Source organism: Rhodococcus sovatensis (genome assembly GCF_037327425.1).
GTDB lineage: Bacteria > Actinomycetota > Actinomycetes > Mycobacteriales > Mycobacteriaceae > Rhodococcoides > Rhodococcoides sovatense.
The window spans coordinates 1,555,209-1,573,064 of the sequence record NZ_CP147846.1; the positions used below are offsets into that span (position 1 = coordinate 1,555,209).

A 17,856-nucleotide genomic window follows, 5' to 3' on the forward strand; every position below is an offset into this window, starting at 1 on the left:
GAGCGACGACTTCGACGTCACGGAGGTGCTCAGAGCGCAGGCGTGGCCGGGCTCGATCTCCGTTCGACGATCCACGCCCACAGCAGCGGGACACCGACGACGCCCATGACGACGAACCCGTACACGGCAGAGAACCGCAGCTCGGGTCCGGTAAGTAGAACGGCATGCGCGAGCGCGGATCCGAGCCAGGTCCACACGAAGAGAACGATGGGCACGGTGTCGGACTCTTTGGGCTGCGTCCGGCGCGTCGGACGGAGCGGAGCTGCAGTGTCGCGCTCGCTGACGGACTCCAGGATTGCGGCCATCAGAAGAGCAACCAGGAACCATCCGAGGTAGTTACTGATCGGAATCGACGGCAGGCCGGGAAGTCCGGCGATCGGCGACGTCCACGTCCACTGCCCGTCGGTCACCATCTGGGTGTCGAGGTACAGGTCCCAACCGACCATGCCGATCGCAGTGAAGATCACCCGGTGGATCGCAGTCTTCGTCGGCGATGCGCCTGTTCTCTTCAACACGTAGGTCACTGCACACCAGACCGGGTAGAAACCGGCAGTCCATGCCAGCGGAACCACGGCGGGTACTCCGACGATTCCAGGCCCGAGGCGGTCGGTGGCGTAGTAATAGCTCCCAAACGGGAAGCCTGTTGCCGTTCCGATCATTTCCGCTGCCAGACCGATGCCAGCAGTGACGAGAAACATGGCAGCCGCCCACTTCGGGCCGCGCGCAACCGCGGCATGCGTGATCGCTGCCGCGGCCAGGAAGCCGACGACGGCGACAGTGACCGAATCGCGGGCCGACCCCGACACAAGCGGGTAGACGATCTGCGCGCCGATCGCACATCCGGCGAGGGCTACGACAACCTTGTTCATCGGACGCGTTCGCCGAGCCATCGACGGACACGGCCTGCGCGGCTGTCCGCAATAGCGATTCTTGCTGCGCTGCGTCCACTCGCGGCCGAGACGCCGCCACCTGGGTGAGTCGATGCGCCGGTGAGATACAGGCCGCGAGCACCAGGGACCCGGTGCTGCGCCAGCTGCGGGATCGGGCGCCACATCATCATCTGATCCAACGACATCTCGACGTGCATGATGTTGCCTCCGATCATCCCCAGTTCGCGTTCGATATCGGCGGGGGACTGGACGTGGCGGTGCAGTATCGAGTCGCGAAAGCCGGGAGCGTGCGACTCCAGCTGGTCGACGACTCGGTCGGCCTCGGTTTCGGCGAGGTCGCGTGGATGCACCCCGCTCTCGGAGGTGCGCCATCGCCTTCCTCCCGACAATGTATGCGGGTGCCATTGCGACCATAGCGAAATCTGATGCTCGCCTTCCGGGGCAACGCTGGGTTCGATTGCGGTGAAGGACATTCCGAGAACCGCCGGTTGTGGGGGCAACTCGCCGGCGAGAGCGCTGCCGTGGGCGAGCCGCAACTGGGCACGGTCACGGACGAGAAGTTGCAGGCCGGAGGTCGCAGACTCGGCACCCGGGTACCGGGGGAGTGCTGAGGTTGCGAGCCGTACAGCCATCCCGAGTCCCGGGCCGACGCGGATTCCACGACGCCATGATTCGATCTGTCTTCGATCGTGACCACCGGCCGCCAGGAGGTCCAACGTGGTCAGAATGTGACATCCCGCGACGATCATCTTGCTACGAACCATGCGTCCCGATCGGGTTCGCGTAGTCCAGTGGCCAGAGGAGGGCGTCAACGATTCGACGCCGTCGTCGACCGTGACCTGGCCGCCGTCCGACTGCAGCTTCGATACGAGCGCCTCGACCAGTGCGCCGCTGCCACCGACCGCGCGTGCTGGCGGGACAGTGTGCATCAGGGCGGCGAACCCGACCATCGGAGCTGTACCCGGCTCGGACATCGGTGGACCTGATTGCGCACCGAACCACGCCAGCGCGGCCTTGAGTCGTTCGGACGAGAACGCCTCGTCGAGCAGGGCGTCGCCGGTTGTCAGGAATTCGCGGGACAAGGCACTGCCGCCGGACGGGGCGTCGAGTCCCCAGAACGAGCGAAGTAGATTCCCGCCTGTCGGTGGCGCCGAGAATGCTCGCATCGTCCGCGCGCTACGTGGTCCCCATTTGTCGACGAATCGGCGGTAAGCGCGAGCATCGGCACCGCCGCACGCGCGCGCCACGGATTCGCACGTGGCGTCGAGGTCTCGGTGAAAGACGATGGCGGGCTCATCCGTTCCCGGTGCACCCGGCGCGAATGCCCACGGGTCGCATTCGATGTACCGCAACCCGTGGTCGGAGAGTCCTAATTCTTCGATGACCCCGGTATGTCGAACCATGATGTGCGCCGAGGAACCCCTGTCGACGCGATGGCCGGGAAAACGCTCGACCGAGGAGACTCCGCCGCCCATGATCGAATCCTTCTCGAGGACCTCGACGGACAATCCTGCAGCGGCGAGGTAGCAGGCTGAGGTCAGGGCGTTGTGGCCGGAGCCAACAACCACAACGTCGATCACCGCTCCAGGCTATAGGTCACTGCCGAACAACGAGGTGGAGGCTCATTCGAACGGCAATGCGCGAGCGAGGACGGCGAACGGCCGCCGATCTCCGGCGAATGTGAAATTTCGTAGAACGTCCTCGAAACCAAGTCTGCGGTACAGGCGCCAGGCGCGATTGTTCTCGCCCTCGACCTCGGGTGTGGACAGCAGCACGCTGCGTTCGGGCCGGTCGGAGAGCAGACGGCGGGTCAATGCGTCGCCGAGTCCGTGTCCCTGAGCGCTCGGAGACACATGTAGCTCGGTCAGCTCGAAGTAGTCGGCGAGGATGAAGTCGGCGTGCTCAGCACTTGCTCCCGACCTCAGCAAGCCGTCTCGGACTTGTTGATGCCACCACTGATGGCGCGCTCCTCGGTACCCGTATGCGACGGCCACGAGCGGTGACTCCTCGGTGGGGAGGATGGCGCCGACGCCCCGCCACCCGGGTCGCAGCACGTGTTCGGACCACATCGGCGCACGGTGGTATTCGGTGCCCTGTGGGTATCCCATCGCGTCGACATAGATCGCCAGCGCCTCGGGGAGTCGTCGGCGGATCTCCTGGGCGGACAGATCGACCAGGTACGGGGTCGTTTCCGCATCGGTAGCGACTGTTCTCAACCTTTCCTTGACTACTTGTCGGTGTGCACAGCTATATTGAATATGTCGAACGGATGTTCGATGTCGGTGATCCGGCGATGAACCCGAGGGAAGCGGGGCTCGCCGGATTCCGACCATAGATCGTCGTCGACGTCCGGACGTGTCGGATCTAGCAGTACCGAACGGCGACTCCAACGGGAGGTGTTCGAGTATGGCCACGAAAGTTCTTGCCGAAATGCGTCCGCCGGTGTCGCCGCGCGCGCGAGTCCTACTGGGCCGAGCGGATGTATTGCTGTCCGGCTCTGTCGGCGCGGACACCGTCTCCGATCAATTTCTCGATTGCTACATGGCTGCTTTGCGGGGTGCTGCCGCGATCCTGGAGGCGGCGCCGATCTCCACCTCGCGCGCCCGGTCGCGTAGCGCGTGGGTGCTCCTGGCCAAGGCAGCTCCTGAACTCGAATCCTGGGCCGAGTACTTCTCTGGGTTCTCCTCCACGAGGGCTGCGTTGCAAGCTGGTGTGTCACGTTCGATCGACGCGAGCGCAGCGGACGAGTTCTACCGGGAGGTCGGGCGATTCCTTCATCTTGTCGAGGACTTCATCGGTGCCGAGTCTCGGTTGGACCGAGTGGCGTCCTATCCACGATCGATGTCGGCGTAATTCGTTCCGAAGTGGTGTGTTCGGTAGCCCCTGATGTCGAATCGGCCTCCCGAGGTTCGCCAGAAGCATCCGGTTCTTGGGTGGGACTTGATCGCTGTACAGGGAAAATTTGGACATTCTCAGGAACACATCGACCGAGTAGGTGGTAAGCAGTCGATTCTGCTCGTATTATTGACAACAGGTAGCCGCCAAGGTCAGCTTCCCGTCGTTTCGCACCCGAAATGACTTTCAATATCTGTGCAGGGGGAGGTACCGTGCCACTCTCCGAGCACGAGCAGCGCATGCTCGACCAGATCGAGAGCGCTCTCTACGCCGAGGATCCCAAATTCGCGTCTCACGTGAGAAGCGGCCGTATGCGTACGGCTTCGAGCAAGCGTCGCTTTCAAGCGGCAGCTTTGTTCGTTTTGGGGCTTGTTTTACTTGTTGCCGGGTTGGCGCTGCCGTTCAAGCCCGGCGGATTCCCGGTCGTCAGTCTCGTCGGCTTCGCCTTCATGTTCGGGGCCGGGGTTCTGTTTCTACTCGGTGGGCCTGGGAAGGGCGGATCAGCACCACAGGAAGACGCTGCGTCGAGCGGCGCAGCCGACTCCAAGAGTTCGGGCCAGAAGTCCAAGCCCAAGCCCGGGCGCAAAGGTGGCGGTTTCACATCGCGGATGGAGGATCGTTTCCGACGGCGATTCGAACAAGAGTAGTCGGCCCAGCTCGGCCGACTGCAACCGTCGCTAGGCGACATACAAGAAGCATGAAGTACATATCGGGTGCTCGGTAGCGAGCGCCAAGCTACAAGCACCAAACCACGAGAGCGGTGCCTACCTACGGGTAGGCACCGCTCTCGTGGTTTCTGTGTCTGCGTCCGGTGCGCGGTGCGGTGACACCTTCTGATTCAGGCACCTTCTCCCACCCGTCCCCACTCGATGGCGACGCGGAACCCCTCATCCCCACTTTCACCCACCCGAACTACGTGTTGCGGCCGTCGATATGCAGAACGAGCCTATGAGCTGGAGTTTTGCGTGTTGGGCCGATGGCACGTTGCCAGGCATCGAGTGGCTGAGCCGCTGCAGGGAAAAGTTTCTCCACAATGAACCACTATGCTGACCTGGAGATTTTGGTGCAGGTCCCAAGATTTCCCTCTCGTCGGGATTGAAAGTGGGGGAAAGTGGGGTAAAGTGGTGACAGCGGAGAGAGTGGGAGGTGTCGAGTGTTTCTCGGTACCTACACGCCCAAGCTCGACGAGAAAGGTCGGCTCACGTTGCCGGCGAAGTTTCGCGAGGCGTTGGAGGACGGAGTGATGGTGAGCAAAGGGCAGGATCACAGCCTCGCCATCTACACCCGAGAGGCCTTCGCCGAGAAGGTCAGGAAGCTGACCGAAGCATCACGCTCCAATCCGGTTGCCCGCTCGTACATACGGCAATTGGGTGCAGGTACAGACGAGCAGAAGCTCGATGGGCAGGGACGCATCACTCTCAGTCCCGACCATCGGCGGTATGCGGATCTGGAACGCAATGTCGTCGTGAACGGTTCGATCGAGTTCATCGAAATCTGGAACGACGAGGCTTGGGCTCGCTACTCGGCCGAGAGTGAGCAGAGCTTCTCGGACGCGATGGACGAGTCCTTGGAAGGAATCTTGTAGCCCGCCTTCGGTCACCAGTCGAGTGCCGCGAGGCCTCTGCCCGATCAGAACCCTGACGTTCTTCCCCAACGCCAGGTTTCGAAGATCAGGACCCTGACGTTCTTCCCCAACGCCAGGTTCCTATCGGACAGGGACCTCGAAGCATTCGACACCATCATCTTTTCTACTGCGCGTCGAGCCGGCGGACGCGCAGAAGCTCGACCGGGAGGAATCATTGTGGAAGGCGAATCGACATCGCCCGTCCCGGATAGCGCTCCCCGGAAGTCCGGAGCAGCCGGAAGCTCGGAGCCCAAACACATTCCAGTGCGCCTCGAGCGCGCGGACCAATTGCTCGGCCCGGCGCTGACCGCTGCAGTCGATCTCGGCGAATCGCCGGTGATGATCGACGCCACCCTCGGTCTCGGTGGGCACTCGGAGCACTTTCTTCGGTCGTATCCAACTGTGCGGCTCATCGGACTCGATCGCGATCCCGACGCCCTCGAACGGGCGCGAGCTCGACTGTCCGAGTTCTCGGACAGAACGACTTTCGTGCATACGACATACGACGGAATCGCTGACGCGCTGGAAAACGCTGGGCTCGAGTCGATCGATTCGGTGCACGCCATCCTGTTCGACCTTGGTGTCTCCTCGATGCAGCTCGACGAGGCGGACCGAGGTTTTGCGTATTCCGTCGATGCTCCGCTGGACATGCGCATGGACCCGACCGTCGGTCTCACGGCCGCAGATGTGCTCAACACGTACACCCATGGAGAGATTGCGCGAGTGCTCAGCACCTACGGCGAGGAACGCTTCGCGGGTCGTATCGCGTCGGCGATTCTTCGGCGGCGTGAATCGGAGCCGTTCACTACCAGTGCGGCTTTGGTGGAACTGCTCTACGCATCCATTCCAGCAGCCACGCGGCGTACGGGTGGGCATCCGGCGAAGCGAACCTTCCAGGCATTGCGGATCGAAGTGAACGGCGAACTCGATTCGCTGGAAACAGCGGTACCTGCCGGTCTCGACGCGTTGACCGTAGGCGGACGGGTGGTGTTCATGTCGTATCAGTCGCTCGAAGACCGGGTCGTGAAGAAGGAACTGGCCCCGCGGGTCAAATCCCGTAGCCCGGAGGGTCTTCCAGTCGAGCTCCCGGGAATGGGTCCGGAGTTCCGGCTCCTGACCAAGGGCGCGGAACGCGCGTCCGAGCAAGAGATAGAAGAGAACCCGCGTTCGGCACCTGTGCGCTTGCGCGCCGCCGAGCGAATTGCGAGGAGATCGGCATGACAATTACCTCGAGTTCGCCGCGTACGAAGCGTCGGCCCCGGTCCAACGGATCCACGCCAGGATCTTCTCGCTCAGGAGCCGCCGCCCGTGCATACGAGCGTCGGCAGCAGCGTGCCATATCGCTTGGTGGAGAATCGGTTTCCAATAGTCATGCAACTGCGCGCACCGGACTGTCGACCACGGCAATCACTGCGCGCATCCCGTTCGTGGCATTGATCATCGGTTTGTTGTCGCTCGGTCTTGGCTTGACTCTGCTGCTCACGACGAGATCGGCGGGGGACTCGTACGACCTCTCGGAAGCCAAGTCGCAGAACGAGCGTCTCGTGCAGGAACGCGCTTCCCTGCAGCGTGATGTCGAGCTGGCCGACTCCGCACCCGAGTTGGCGCGCAAAGCTGCTGAACAAGGCATGATCCCGGCGTTGAACGCTGCCCGGATCGTCGTGGGTGAAGACGGAGCGATTCAGGTGGTAGGTACTCCAGCCCCTGCGCAGGGCAACCCTGTCGCCCCGTTGGATCCGGTCGAGTCGCAGGGGACCTCACAATCGTCGAACTCCGAAGCGCGAAACTCGTTGCAGCCGCGGAACCAGACGTCGAGCCCGGCCCGATCCGCATCGGCACCAGGCGGCGCCCCGGCGAGCGGTAACTCGGGGACCGTAACCCCACCAGTCACTTCCGCCACGCCGAACGCATCGAATAACGCGCCAAGCGCAGCCCTCGGTGAACAATTGGTTCCCATGAGCATCCCGTCGGCAAGTCCTTCGGGTAGTCGGCAGTGACCAGGCCGACCACCGGGACGCCTCGTCGTAGTCCGTTGCCTCGAAACTCGGCGAGTGGGAATGCAGCGGCTCAGGGTCGTCGCCCCGCAGCGTCCCGCAGGCAGGGAAGTCACCCCGTTCGTCCGCGTCCGCGCAGCCGGTTCGATGCATCGTCCTTCGTATTCCGAAACGGTTTCGGCCGAATCGTCATGTTCGGAGTGCTCGCCGTCGTTGCCCTTCAGCTGCTGTGGATCATGGGCGTCGACGGACATCGTCTGTCCGCCGAGGCGGCGTCCCAGCGCACGACGACACTCGTCGACCCAGCCACTCGCGGTTCCATCACGGATCGAAACGGCAAGCCGATCGCATTCACGATGGAAGCGAAAGCGCTTACATTCCAACCAGTTCGAGTGCGCAAAGAACTGGAAGAGGCGCGGGCGAAGGATCCGACCAAGCCTGCGACGGACGACAGGCTTGCCGAAATCGCCGCGGGAATTCACGACGAATTGGGCGACATCGCGAACGAGAAGGACATTCTCGCGAAGTTGAAGAGCAACGACACGTTTACGTACCTCGTGCGTGGGGTCGATTCGACGATCGCCACCGACATCAGCGAGAAGTTCAACGAAGTCGGTCTCGAACGCCAGGACATCCGTGAATACCCGGGTGGATCGCTCGCCGCCAACATCGTCGGCGCGACCGGCTGGGACGGACACGGTCTGCTCGGGTTGGAAGATTCGCTCGATTCGACACTGGCCGGAACCGATGGGTCCCAGACCTACGATCGGGGTTCCGACGGGGCTGTCATCCCGGGCAGTTGGCGAGACAAGCAGACCGCGGTCAACGGATCGGGCGTCGAGTTGACCATCGATGCAGACCTTCAGTACTACGTGCAGCAGCAGGTTCAACTCGCAAAGGACTTGTCCGGCGCGAAGAATGCGTCAGCGTTCGTGCAGGACGCGCACACCGGCGAAGTGTTGGCAATGTCCAACGACAACACGTTCAATCCTGGCATCGGAGTCGGCAACAACGACGCGAACAAGGAAATGGGTAATCTTGCTGTTTCCACGCCGTTCGAACCTGGCTCGGTCAACAAGATCATCACAGCTGCTGCAGCGATCGAGTACGGACTGACTACTCCCGACGAAGTCCTCCAGGTGCCCGGCAACATCTTCATGTCCGGTGTCTCGGTCAAGGATGCATGGGACCACAACGTCGCCCCTTACACATCGACCGGAGTGTTCGGGAAGTCTTCGAACGTCGGCACCCTGATGCTCGCTCAGCGAGTGGGCGAGGACCGGTACGCCGATATGCTCGCGCGGTTCGGGCTGGGGCAGCGAAGCGATGTCGGACTGCCCGGTGAAAGTGCCGGCAGTGTGCCCAGCCGCGACCAGTGGTCCGGTGGCACGTTCGCCAATCTGCCCATCGGGCAGGGCCTGTCGATGACGTTGCTGCAGATGACCGCGATGTACCAGGCGATCGCGAACGACGGAATGCGTATACCTCCTCGAATCGTCAAGTCGACGGTGGACCCAGGGGGCAACAGGACCGAGACCGAACAGCCGGAGGGTGTGTACGTCGTGAGCCCGCAGACGGCATCGACGGTTCGCGACATGTTTCGTGCGGTCACTCAGGACGACAACGGAAATCAGCGCGGCACAGGAGTCGCCGCAGGAATTCCCGGTTATCAGATCAGTGGCAAGACCGGCACCGCACAGCAGGTGGACCCGGCATGCAAGTGCTACTCCAACTCGAACTACTGGATCACCTTCGCCGGAATCGCACCCGCGGATGATCCGCGCTACGTGATCGGAATCATGCTCGACGCACCCACTCGAAGCGCCGACGGTTCCGGCGGCCAGTCGGCAGCGCCTCTGTTCCACAACATCGCAAGCTGGATGCTTCAGCGTGACAGTGTTCCGTTGTCAGCAGCGAGTCCGAAACTGGTGCTGCAGGCCGACTGACCCCACCCGCACCCTCAGGCGTGGGTCGGGGGTCCGACCGCCGAACACTCGCCGGTAACCTGACACGTCGGCCTTGCGCGCCTAACCGATGCAGTGGAAGGCGTGCTCGGCTCGTCCGCGCGCGAACCGCAGCCTACTTTCGTAGCCGAGCAGAAAGGAGCACAGTGTCCGTGCCAGCAGACCCGCAGCCTGCTCCGTCGTCGTCTCGTCCTTCGAGACCGCCACAGACCCCGGTCGAGAACATCGCTGCCGCTGCGGCAGCAGAGTTGGTGCCTGCGGCGGACGGGGCTCGAGGGCTCGTCACGGGTGTCGAACTTCGTGCTCAGGGAATCCTTGCCGGGGACCTGTTCGCGGCGCTGCCCGGATCGTCGGCACACGGCGCATCCTTTGCGTCCGACGCGATAGAGCGGGGTGCCGTCGCTATCTTCACCGACAGGGCCGGCCTCGGCATTGTGCGAGAGAAGTTCGACAGGCTCCCGGTGCCCGTCTTGGTGCACGAGCATCCGCGAACCGTGCTCGGTCGAGTATCCGCGCTGGTCTACGGCAATCCGTCCGAGAAGATGACGGTCATCGGAATCACCGGTACTTCGGGAAAGACCACGACGGCGTATCTGTTGGAAGCCGCCTTGAGTGCAGCCGGTCGGCGCACCGGGTTGATCGGCACCATCGAAACCAGGATCGCGGGCATGCGGGTACCGAGTGCGCTCACGACCCCGGAAGCACCGCACCTGCATGCCTTGTTCGCATTGATGGTCGAACGCGGCCTCGACACCGTCGTGATGGAAGTCTCGAGTCACGCTCTCTCCCTCGGCCGGGTGGACGGCACTGTCTTCTCGGTCGGTGCTTTCACTAATTTGTCGCAGGATCACCTCGACTTCCACGGCACGCTCGAGGAGTACTTCCTGGCCAAGAGCAGGCTGTTCGCAGTCGATTCACGGGTACGGACGCGATCGGCCGTGGTGTGTGTCGACGATGTCTGGGGCAGGCGAATGGCGGAGATCGCCGACTCTGCCGGATCGATCCTGCTCACCGTGTCGGTGAACGCTGAATCGGACTGGACAGTGGCGGACTGGTCGAAAGACCCGACCGGCAATCAGAACTTCACGCTCGTCGAGCCCTCGGGGAGTCGTCACGAGGCATCGATTCGTCTGCCCGGCCGCTACAACGTCGCCAACGCCGTCCTTGCCGCGGCGATCTGTGCGGCCGCAGGTGTCGACGTGCGGCGAGCGATCGACGGAATGGCGGAAGTCGACGTTCCTGGGCGCGTTCAGCGAATCTCACGAGGCCAGGGCTTCTTGGCGGTCGTCGACTACGCACACAAGCCAGCCGCGGTGGAGGCAGTGATCGAGACGCTTCGCGAACAGACCGAAGGAAGAATCGCCGTCGTCCTCGGAGCCGGCGGTGATCGTGACAAGGCCAAGCGGCCGCTGATGGGTGCCGCAGGCGCCAGAGGCGCAGATCTGCTGGTCATCACCGATGACAATCCGCGCTCCGAGGACCCGGACGTCATCCGTGACGCAGTGCAGGCCGGGGCTCTGGAGGTGGATGAGGACGTTCGAGCCGAAGTCAGAAACGTTGCCGGTCGAGGGTCCGCAATTGCCGAGGCGGTCCAGTGGGCACGCGAAGGAGACGTCGTTCTCGTGGCGGGTAAAGGCCACGAAATCGGACAGGACATCGGCGGAGTGAAGTATCCCTTCGACGACAGGGTCGTACTGGCCGACGCCATCGATCGCAGGATCGCCGAACAAGCAAGGGCCGGTTCGTGAAAGCACTGACAATCCAGCAGATCGCCGACATCGTCGGTGGTGAACTGCACGACGTCGACAACCCGACACGTCTGGTCGACGGCTCGGTCGAGTTCGACTCACGCAAGATCGGTGCCGGCGGACTCTTTCTCGCGCTGCCCGGTGCTCGCGTCGACGGACACGAGCACGCGCGGGCCGCAATCGATGCAGGGGCAGCTCTTGTGCTTGCGGCGCGACCGGTCGGCGTACCGGCGGTGGTGGTCCAACCGGCCCCGCACGACGGACGTGCGATGGCGCTCGAGCACGACTCGGACGGTTCGGGCGCGGCAGTGTTGGCTGCGCTCAGTGCATTGGCACGAGCGTCGGCTCTGGAACTCACGGCGAGTTCCGGGCTGACGGTCGTCGGCGTCACCGGGTCCTCGGGGAAGACCTCGACGAAGGATCTCTTGTATTCGGTGCTTCGACCACTCGGTTCCGTGGTCGCACCGCCCGGTTCGTTCAACAACGAGCTCGGTCATCCGTGGACCGTGTTGCGCGCCGACGAATCGTCCGATTTTCTGGTTCTCGAACTGTCTGCGCGCGGTGTGGGTCATGTTGCTGCGCTGGCGCACGCTGCGCCGCCTCGAATCGGCGTCGTCCTCAACGTGGGTACCGCGCATCTCGGTGAATTCGGGTCACGCGATCGAATCGCGCTGGCCAAGGGTGAGCTCGTCGAAGCGTTGCCGAGCGCGGCCGATGGTGGAGTTGCGGTGCTGAACGCCGACGATCGACTCGTGAAGGAAATGCGGTCGCGGACTTCGGCGCGGGTGGTGACTGTCGGTATGTCGCCGGATGCGGATGTTCGTGCGGAGAACGTGTCTCTCGACGCCGACGCTCGCGCCCGATTCACGATGGTGACGCCGATCGGACGTGTCGATATCGCGTTGGCAGTGCACGGCGAGCACCAGATCGGGAATTCGCTCGCCGCTGCGGCCGTCGCACTCGAATGTGGTGCCACTCTGGATCAGATCGCGGACGCGCTCGCCGGTTCGGCTGCGGCGTCGGTGCGCAGGATGGACGTGCGCACCAGGTCGGACGGAGTTACCGTCGTCAACGATTCTTACAATGCCAACCCCGACTCCATGCGTGCTGCACTCAAAGCTTTGGTGTCGATGTCGAGGTCCGGAACCGGCCCTCCGCGCCGCACCTGGGCAGTGCTGGGCGAGATGGCGGAGCTAGGGCCGGAATCTGTCGTCGAACACGACGCGATCGGCAGGCTTGCAGTGCGGCTGGATGTCAGTCGGTTGATCATCGTCGACTCCGGTCGGCCGACCAGAGGGCTGCATCAGGGTGCTGTCATGGAAGGCTCCTGGGGCGAAGAATCGATGCTCGTTCCCGACCACGAGTCCGCAGTGGCAGTGTTGCGCGCCGAAGTGGAGCCGGGCGACATCGTGCTGGTGAAAGCGTCGAAGTCGGTGGCGTTGTGGTCGGTCGCCGATGCACTTCTCGACGAGAGTGCGTTGTTGCGATCCGACGAAGAACAGCAGGCGAACGGTACGGACGGGGAGAGGGACATCATGACACCGGAGGAATCGCAGTGAGACAGATCCTCTTCGCGGGAGGCATCGCGCTCGCAGTGGCGATTCTATTGACGCCTGTGTTGATCAAGACCTTCTCCAAGCAGGGTTTCGGCCAGGAAATCAGGGTCGAGGGACCGGCGAGTCATCAGTCGAAGCGGGGGACGCCCACGATGGGTGGCGTCGCCATTCTCGCGGGACTGTGGGCAGGCTACTGGGGCTCACACCTGATCGGCATCGGGTACGACGCGGACGGACCGTCCGCATCCGCCCTTCTGGTACTGGGTCTGACGACCGTGCTCGGGCTGGTCGGATTTCTCGACGACTTCATCAAGATCCGCAAGCAACGCAATCTCGGTCTCAACAAGACTGCCAAGTTGGTCGGTCAGCTGGTTGCCGCAGTTCTCTTCGGAATCCTCGCGCTGCAGTTCAAGGGGCCGAACGGGTTGACACCCGCGAGCCAGCAGTTGTCCTACGTTCGCGATATCGCGACTGTGAGTCTCGGACCCATTGTGTTCATCGTGTGGTGCTACTTCCTGGTCACCGCGTGGTCGAACGCGGTGAACCTGACCGACGGGCTGGACGGTCTCGCGGCGGGTTCGATGACGTTGGTTCTCGGCGCGTACACGGTGATCACCTTCTGGCAGTACCGGCAGTCCTGCTCCACGAACCCGGGCCCCGGCTGCTACGACGTACGCGATCCGCTCGATCTCGCCCTGATCTGCGCGGCTGCAGCGGGCGCCTGCATCGGTTTTCTGTGGTGGAACGCCGCGCCTGCGAAGATCTTCATGGGTGACACTGGTTCGCTTGCGCTCGGTGGACTGATCGCCGGTCTGTCCATCGTCACGCGTACCGAACTGATCATGGTCGTCATCGCAGCCCTGTTCGTCGCCGAAGCGGCATCGGTGGTCATCCAGGTCGCGGTGTTCCGGTCGAGTCGACGGCGGGTGTTCCGGATGGCGCCCTTCCACCATCACTTCGAACTTGCAGGTTGGGCAGAGACCACGGTGATCATTCGGTTCTGGCTGCTGGCCGCGATTGCGTCGGCGGTGGGACTGGCGTTGTTCTACAGCGAGTACCTCGCCGCAGTCGGTGGGTAGGCAACCGTGTTCGACGACCTCCGATCGCTTCATGGAAGAACTGTTCTCGTCGCGGGTGGCCGAGTGTCGGGCCTCGCGACTGTTGGCCCGCTACTCGACCTCGGCGCCGAGGTCCTCGTCACCGATTCCGACGCCGGAGCTGTAGAGAAGGCTCGGGCGCTGGGCGTCGGAGGCATACTGCAGGACGACCTGTTGGCAGACGACGTCGCATTCGACGCCATTGCGCTCGTGGTCACCAGCCCCGGATTACGCCCGGATGCACCGGTGCTCGCGGCTGCAACGAGACGAGGCGTACCCATCTGGGGTGACGTCGAGCTGTCGTGGCGAGTCGACCGGGCAGGACTGTACGGTCCACCTACTCAGTGGCTTGTGGTCACCGGAACGAACGGTAAGACGACCACGACGTCGATGTTGGCGTCGATCCTCGATTCAGCCGGTCTTGCCGGGGCGGCGTGTGGGAACATCGGCGTGCCTATCCTCGACGCGCTGCGCTCGACTCCGCACCCAACCGTGCTCGCCGTCGAGCTGTCGTCGTTTCAGCTCTTCTGGGCGCCTTCGGTTCGGCCTGCGGCGGGCGTCGTACTCAACATCGCCGAGGACCATCTGGACTGGCACGGCGGTATGGATGGCTATACACAGTCCAAGGCACGTGCGCTGACCGGGGGAGTCGGGGTGGTCGGGCTGGACGATGCGCGCGCAGCGGCTCTCGCCCCTGCCGCGGGCGCAGATCGTGTCGTGGGGTTCCGCCTCGGCGAGCCCGCGACGGGCGAACTCGGAATCATGCAGGGCTACCTGGTCGACCACGCGTTCGGCGAAGCAGAACGACTGGTGCGTGCGGACGAGGTGCTGCCTTCCGGGCCCGCGGGATGTATGGATGCACTGGCGGCGGCTGCGCTCGCCCGCTCGATCGGGGTGTCCGCGGAAGCGGTGGCCGACGGGTTGCGGACGTATCAGGTGGGTCCGCATCGAGCAGCAGTCGTCCGAGTCGTCGACGGGGTGACCTTCGTCGACGACTCGAAGGCGACCAATCCGCACGCTGCCAGATCTTCGCTGCTCGCGTACGAGCGGGTCGTATGGATCGCCGGTGGACTGCTCAAGGGCGCGTCGGTGGACGAACTGGTGGCCGAAATCGCGCCACGACTCGTTGCTGCGGTCGTGATCGGCCGTGATGGGACGCAGATCGCTCAGGCTTTGGCGCGACACGCCCCGGATGTTCCCGTCGTGACGTATGCGCCGGGAGACGATACTGGTGTGACTCATGTGGCGGAAGATGCTGAAGTCGTGATGCGTGCGGCGGTTCGAGACGCTGCGCGACACGCCGAACCTGGTGACGCCGTGCTTCTCGCGCCTGCAGCCGCCTCACTCGACATGTTCGTCGACTACGGCCACCGTGGTCGCAGCTTCGCTACCGCCGTTCAGTCGCTCACCGAAGCCGAAATCGGCCACACGGACGAGCAATCCTGATGAGCAAGACCGAGGGCGTGCCCTCGTCTCCACGCACTCGCATCGGAATGTGGCTCGGTCGGCCGTTGGCGTCGTTCCACCTCATCGTGACCGTGGCCGCGCTGCTGACGATCCTCGGTTTGGTGATGGTGTTGTCGTCCTCGGCCGCGGAAGCGTACGCGACGGACGGATCCGCCTACTCGCTCTTCACCCAGCAATTGATCGGTGTCGGGCTCGGCATAGTCGCGTTCTACTTCGCGTTGCGGACGCCGGTGCGGGTACTTCGGAAGCTGTCGTTTCCACTGTTCGTGCTGTCCGTCATCATGCTGATGATGGTTCTGATCCCGGGCGTCGGCTCCGAAGGCGCGGACGGTGCGCGACGGTGGTTCAACGTCGCTGGGGTGTCGTTCCAGCCCTCCGAGCTCGCCAAGGTCACGCTCGTCCTGTGGGGCGCTCATTTGCTGGCATCGCGACGAAGCGAGCACGCCAGCCTGAAGTCGCTGCTGATTCCGCTGGTCCCGGCGGCGCTGTTGATGGCGGGATTGGTGGTCCTGCAACCCAACCTCAGTACCGCCATCGCAATCGGCATCATTCTGGTCGCCCTGCTCTGGTTCGCAGGCCTAGATGCTCGCCTGTTCGCGATTCTGGTGGGCGGCGGACTCGCGGCAGCGACGGTGTTGGCGTTCACTGCCGGTTATCGGTCGAACCGAATCAAGGCTTGGCTCAATCCCGGCGACGATCCTCAAGGTCTGGGTTACCAGTCCAACCAGGCGAAGTTCTCACTCGCCGACGGCGGGCCCTTCGGTGTCGGGCTCGGCCAGAGCCGCGCCAAGTGGAGCTATCTCCCCAATGCGCACAACGACTTCATTTTCGCCATCATCGGCGAAGAACTCGGCTTCATCGGGTGTCTCGCGGTACTCGGGCTGTTCGCGTTGTTCGTCTACGCCGGACTGCGCATCGCGATGCGTTCGGTCGATCCGTTCCTTCGACTCCTTGCCGCAGGATCTACGACGTGGATCTTCGCGCAGGCCATGATCAACATCGGTTACGTCGTCGGACTGCTTCCGGTCACCGGGCTGCAGCTGCCACTCGTGTCCTACGGCGGCTCGTCGACGGCGATCACGCTGTTGATGTTCGGGATCATCGCCAACGCGGCTCGTCACGAACCCGAGGCCATCGCAGCGCTGCACGCCGGGCAGGACTCCCGAATCGATCGGGTCCTTCGGCTTCCGATGCCTGCGTCCTTCTCGCCGCTTCGTGCCGCCGCAGCCAGGTCCAAGTCCACCAGACCAGCCCTCGATCGTGAGGACAGGCGTCGGCTGGAAACCCGTGAGGCGGCTGCGCGGCGACGTCCGGACCGTGACTACGCGGATGTCGGCACCAGATCCAACCGTGATCGACGCTCCGGTGGTGCTCAGCGATCGTCCGAGCCTCCTCGTCGCACTCGCGGGCAACCCACTGGTACCTCTCGCCACCCGGATGGGCGAGGATATCGACGGTGAATGCACGAACAAAACCGCTGTCCGTCGTCGTCGCCGGCGGGGGCACGGCCGGTCACATCGAGCCGGCGCTCGCTGTCGCCGATGCCCTGCGTGAACTCGACGACACCGTCCGAGTCACTGCGCTCGGTACCGCGCGCGGACTCGAGACGACGTTGGTACCGGCCCGCGGATACCGACTCGCTCTGATACCTCCGGTCCCGCTACCGCGGAAGCCGACGCTGGATCTGTTGCGTTTGCCGGCAAAAGTGCTCTCGTCGGTGCGCGAGACTCGTGCGGTGTTCGCCGACGTAGAGGCAGACGTTCTCATCGGTTTCGGGGGGTACGTGGCACTTCCGGCGTATCTGGCCGCGCGGCGAGTGTTCGGTCGCTCTCGCGCGATCCCCGTCATCGTGCACGAAGCGAACGCCAGGGCCGGAATTGCGAACAAGGTCGGTGCAAGACTGGCGACGCGTGTGCTGGCCGCGGTGTCCGGTTCGGGAGTGAGTGCCCGTGGCCGAGAGGACGCCGAGATCGTCGGCATCCCGGTTCGCCCGACGATCACCGGCCTCGACCGGGCGGCTGTGCGCGCCGAAGCACGGCGTCACTTCGGACTTCCGGACGAAGGACCGGTGCTGCTCGTGTTCGGTGGATCCCAGGGGGCGCGATCGCTGAACGAGGCAGTCTCGGGCGCAGCGGCTGCACTCACAGCGGCCGGCGTGTCGGTGCTTCACGCGCACGGCCCGAAGAACTCCGTCGACGTGTCCACGGACGAGCCGAATGCGCCCTATGTCGCGGTGCCGTACCTGACTCGGATGGACCTGGCCTACGCTGCAGCCGACCTGGCTATTTGCCGGTCCGGCGCGATGACGGTGGCCGAAGTGTCAGCGACTGGTTTGCCCGCGATCTATGTTCCGCTTCCGCACGGAAACGGTGAGCAAGAATTGAACGCAAGACCCGTCGTCGACGCCGGGGGAGGCATACTCGTGGCGGATGCGAATCTGACTTCTGACTACGTCGGCGCAGACGTCGTCGATCTGATCACCGACGTCGACCGGTTGAAGCAGATGTCCGCGGGTGCCGCGGGTGCAGGCCATCGAGACGCGGCTACCGCCGTGGCCCGGATCGTCCTCGACGTCGCGTCGAGGAAACAGAACGAACAGTCGACGACGTGAAACGAAACTT

General features: G+C 63.7%; 15 protein-coding genes. 12 read left to right on the forward strand and 3 right to left on the reverse strand.

All coding sequences use genetic code 11. The annotated features are described in order from the left end of the window. Positions 1 to 29 precede the first annotated feature (29 nt). The 3 genes from WDS16_RS07290 to WDS16_RS07300 are packed head-to-tail and all read right to left on the reverse strand — an operon-like array spanning position 30 to position 3,106. The gene (locus WDS16_RS07290; protein ID WP_338891625.1) at positions 30 to 869 is read right to left on the reverse strand and encodes a carotenoid biosynthesis protein; all 840 of its coding nucleotides are present in this window, start codon (positions 867 to 869) and stop codon (positions 30 to 32) included. Next, complete coding sequence (locus WDS16_RS07295; protein ID WP_338891627.1) at positions 866 to 2,470, reverse strand: NAD(P)/FAD-dependent oxidoreductase; 1,605 nt, start codon at positions 2,468 to 2,470, stop codon at positions 866 to 868. The genes WDS16_RS07290 and WDS16_RS07295 overlap by 4 nt, the downstream gene beginning before the upstream one ends. Before the next feature lie 42 nt (positions 2,471 to 2,512). Further along, positions 2,513 to 3,106, reverse strand: a complete 594-nt coding sequence (locus tag WDS16_RS07300) for an N-acetyltransferase (protein ID WP_338891629.1) — start codon at positions 3,104 to 3,106, stop codon at positions 2,513 to 2,515. Between the two features lie 190 nt (positions 3,107 to 3,296). Here WDS16_RS07300 and WDS16_RS07305 point away from each other — a divergent pair, with 190 nt between their 5' ends. From WDS16_RS07305 to murG, 12 genes are all read left to right on the forward strand, one after another. Further along, entirely contained in the window at positions 3,297 to 3,743 is a 447-nt protein-coding gene (locus WDS16_RS07305) for an SAV_6107 family HEPN domain-containing protein (RefSeq protein WP_338891630.1), read from the forward strand. A 254-nt stretch (positions 3,744 to 3,997) separates the two neighbouring features. After that, positions 3,998 to 4,432 (forward strand): DUF3040 domain-containing protein, encoded by a 435-nt coding sequence (locus WDS16_RS07310; protein ID WP_338891632.1) that lies wholly within the window; start codon positions 3,998 to 4,000, stop codon positions 4,430 to 4,432. Between the two features lie 506 nt (positions 4,433 to 4,938). Further along, a complete protein-coding gene (mraZ, locus tag WDS16_RS07315; RefSeq protein ID WP_068381401.1) occupies positions 4,939 to 5,370 on the forward strand; it encodes a division/cell wall cluster transcriptional repressor MraZ in 432 nt (143 codons plus the stop codon). 297 nt (positions 5,371 to 5,667) lie between these two features. Then, positions 5,668 to 6,630: a 16S rRNA (cytosine(1402)-N(4))-methyltransferase RsmH gene (rsmH, locus tag WDS16_RS07320; RefSeq protein WP_338893282.1), complete on the forward strand. Its 963-nt coding sequence runs from the start codon at positions 5,668 to 5,670 to the stop codon at positions 6,628 to 6,630. After that, on the forward strand, positions 6,627 to 7,406 hold the full coding sequence (locus WDS16_RS07325) for a hypothetical protein (protein WP_338891635.1): 780 nt from the start codon (positions 6,627 to 6,629) through the stop codon (positions 7,404 to 7,406). Before rsmH ends, WDS16_RS07325 begins: the two co-directional genes overlap by 4 nt. After that, entirely contained in the window at positions 7,403 to 9,349 is a 1,947-nt protein-coding gene (locus WDS16_RS07330; RefSeq protein ID WP_338891637.1) for a penicillin-binding protein 2, read from the forward strand. Before WDS16_RS07325 ends, WDS16_RS07330 begins: the two co-directional genes overlap by 4 nt. 164 nt (positions 9,350 to 9,513) lie before the next feature. Next, positions 9,514 to 11,115 (forward strand): UDP-N-acetylmuramoyl-L-alanyl-D-glutamate--2,6-diaminopimelate ligase, encoded by a 1,602-nt coding sequence (locus tag WDS16_RS07335; RefSeq protein ID WP_338891639.1) that lies wholly within the window; start codon positions 9,514 to 9,516, stop codon positions 11,113 to 11,115. Then, positions 11,112 to 12,674, forward strand: coding sequence for a UDP-N-acetylmuramoyl-tripeptide--D-alanyl-D-alanine ligase (locus WDS16_RS07340; protein WP_338891641.1), 1,563 nt, complete (start codon positions 11,112 to 11,114; stop codon positions 12,672 to 12,674). Before WDS16_RS07335 ends, WDS16_RS07340 begins: the two co-directional genes overlap by 4 nt. Continuing rightward, complete coding sequence (mraY, locus tag WDS16_RS07345; RefSeq protein WP_338891643.1) at positions 12,671 to 13,750, forward strand: phospho-N-acetylmuramoyl-pentapeptide-transferase; 1,080 nt, start codon at positions 12,671 to 12,673, stop codon at positions 13,748 to 13,750. The genes WDS16_RS07340 and mraY overlap by 4 nt, the downstream gene beginning before the upstream one ends. A gap of 6 nt (positions 13,751 to 13,756) precedes the next feature. Next, a complete protein-coding gene (gene murD, locus WDS16_RS07350) occupies positions 13,757 to 15,214 on the forward strand; it encodes a UDP-N-acetylmuramoyl-L-alanine--D-glutamate ligase (protein ID WP_338891645.1) in 1,458 nt (485 codons plus the stop codon). Beyond that, the gene (gene ftsW, locus WDS16_RS07355) at positions 15,214 to 16,695 is read left to right on the forward strand and encodes a putative lipid II flippase FtsW (protein WP_338891647.1); all 1,482 of its coding nucleotides are present in this window, start codon (positions 15,214 to 15,216) and stop codon (positions 16,693 to 16,695) included. Before murD ends, ftsW begins: the two co-directional genes overlap by 1 nt. Then, positions 16,692 to 17,846 carry an undecaprenyldiphospho-muramoylpentapeptide beta-N-acetylglucosaminyltransferase gene (gene murG, locus WDS16_RS07360; RefSeq protein ID WP_338891648.1) on the forward strand — a complete coding sequence of 385 codons (1,155 nt, stop codon included), beginning with the start codon at positions 16,692 to 16,694 and terminating at the stop codon, positions 17,844 to 17,846. Before ftsW ends, murG begins: the two co-directional genes overlap by 4 nt. Positions 17,847 to 17,856: the final 10 nt, after the last annotated feature.

Excerpts from the sequence above, each read along its gene's own strand:
- WDS16_RS07290 (WP_338891625.1), bottom strand. The coding sequence starts at position 869 with ATGAACAAGGTTGTCGTAGCCCTCGCCGGATGTGCGATCGGCGCGCAG.
- WDS16_RS07305 (WP_338891630.1), top strand. The coding sequence starts at position 3,297 with ATGGCCACGAAAGTTCTTGCCGAAATGCGTCCGCCGGTGTCGCCGCGC.
- WDS16_RS07325 (WP_338891635.1), top strand. The coding sequence starts at position 6,627 with ATGACAATTACCTCGAGTTCGCCGCGTACGAAGCGTCGGCCCCGGTCC.
- ftsW (WP_338891647.1), top strand. The coding sequence starts at position 15,214 with ATGAGCAAGACCGAGGGCGTGCCCTCGTCTCCACGCACTCGCATCGGA.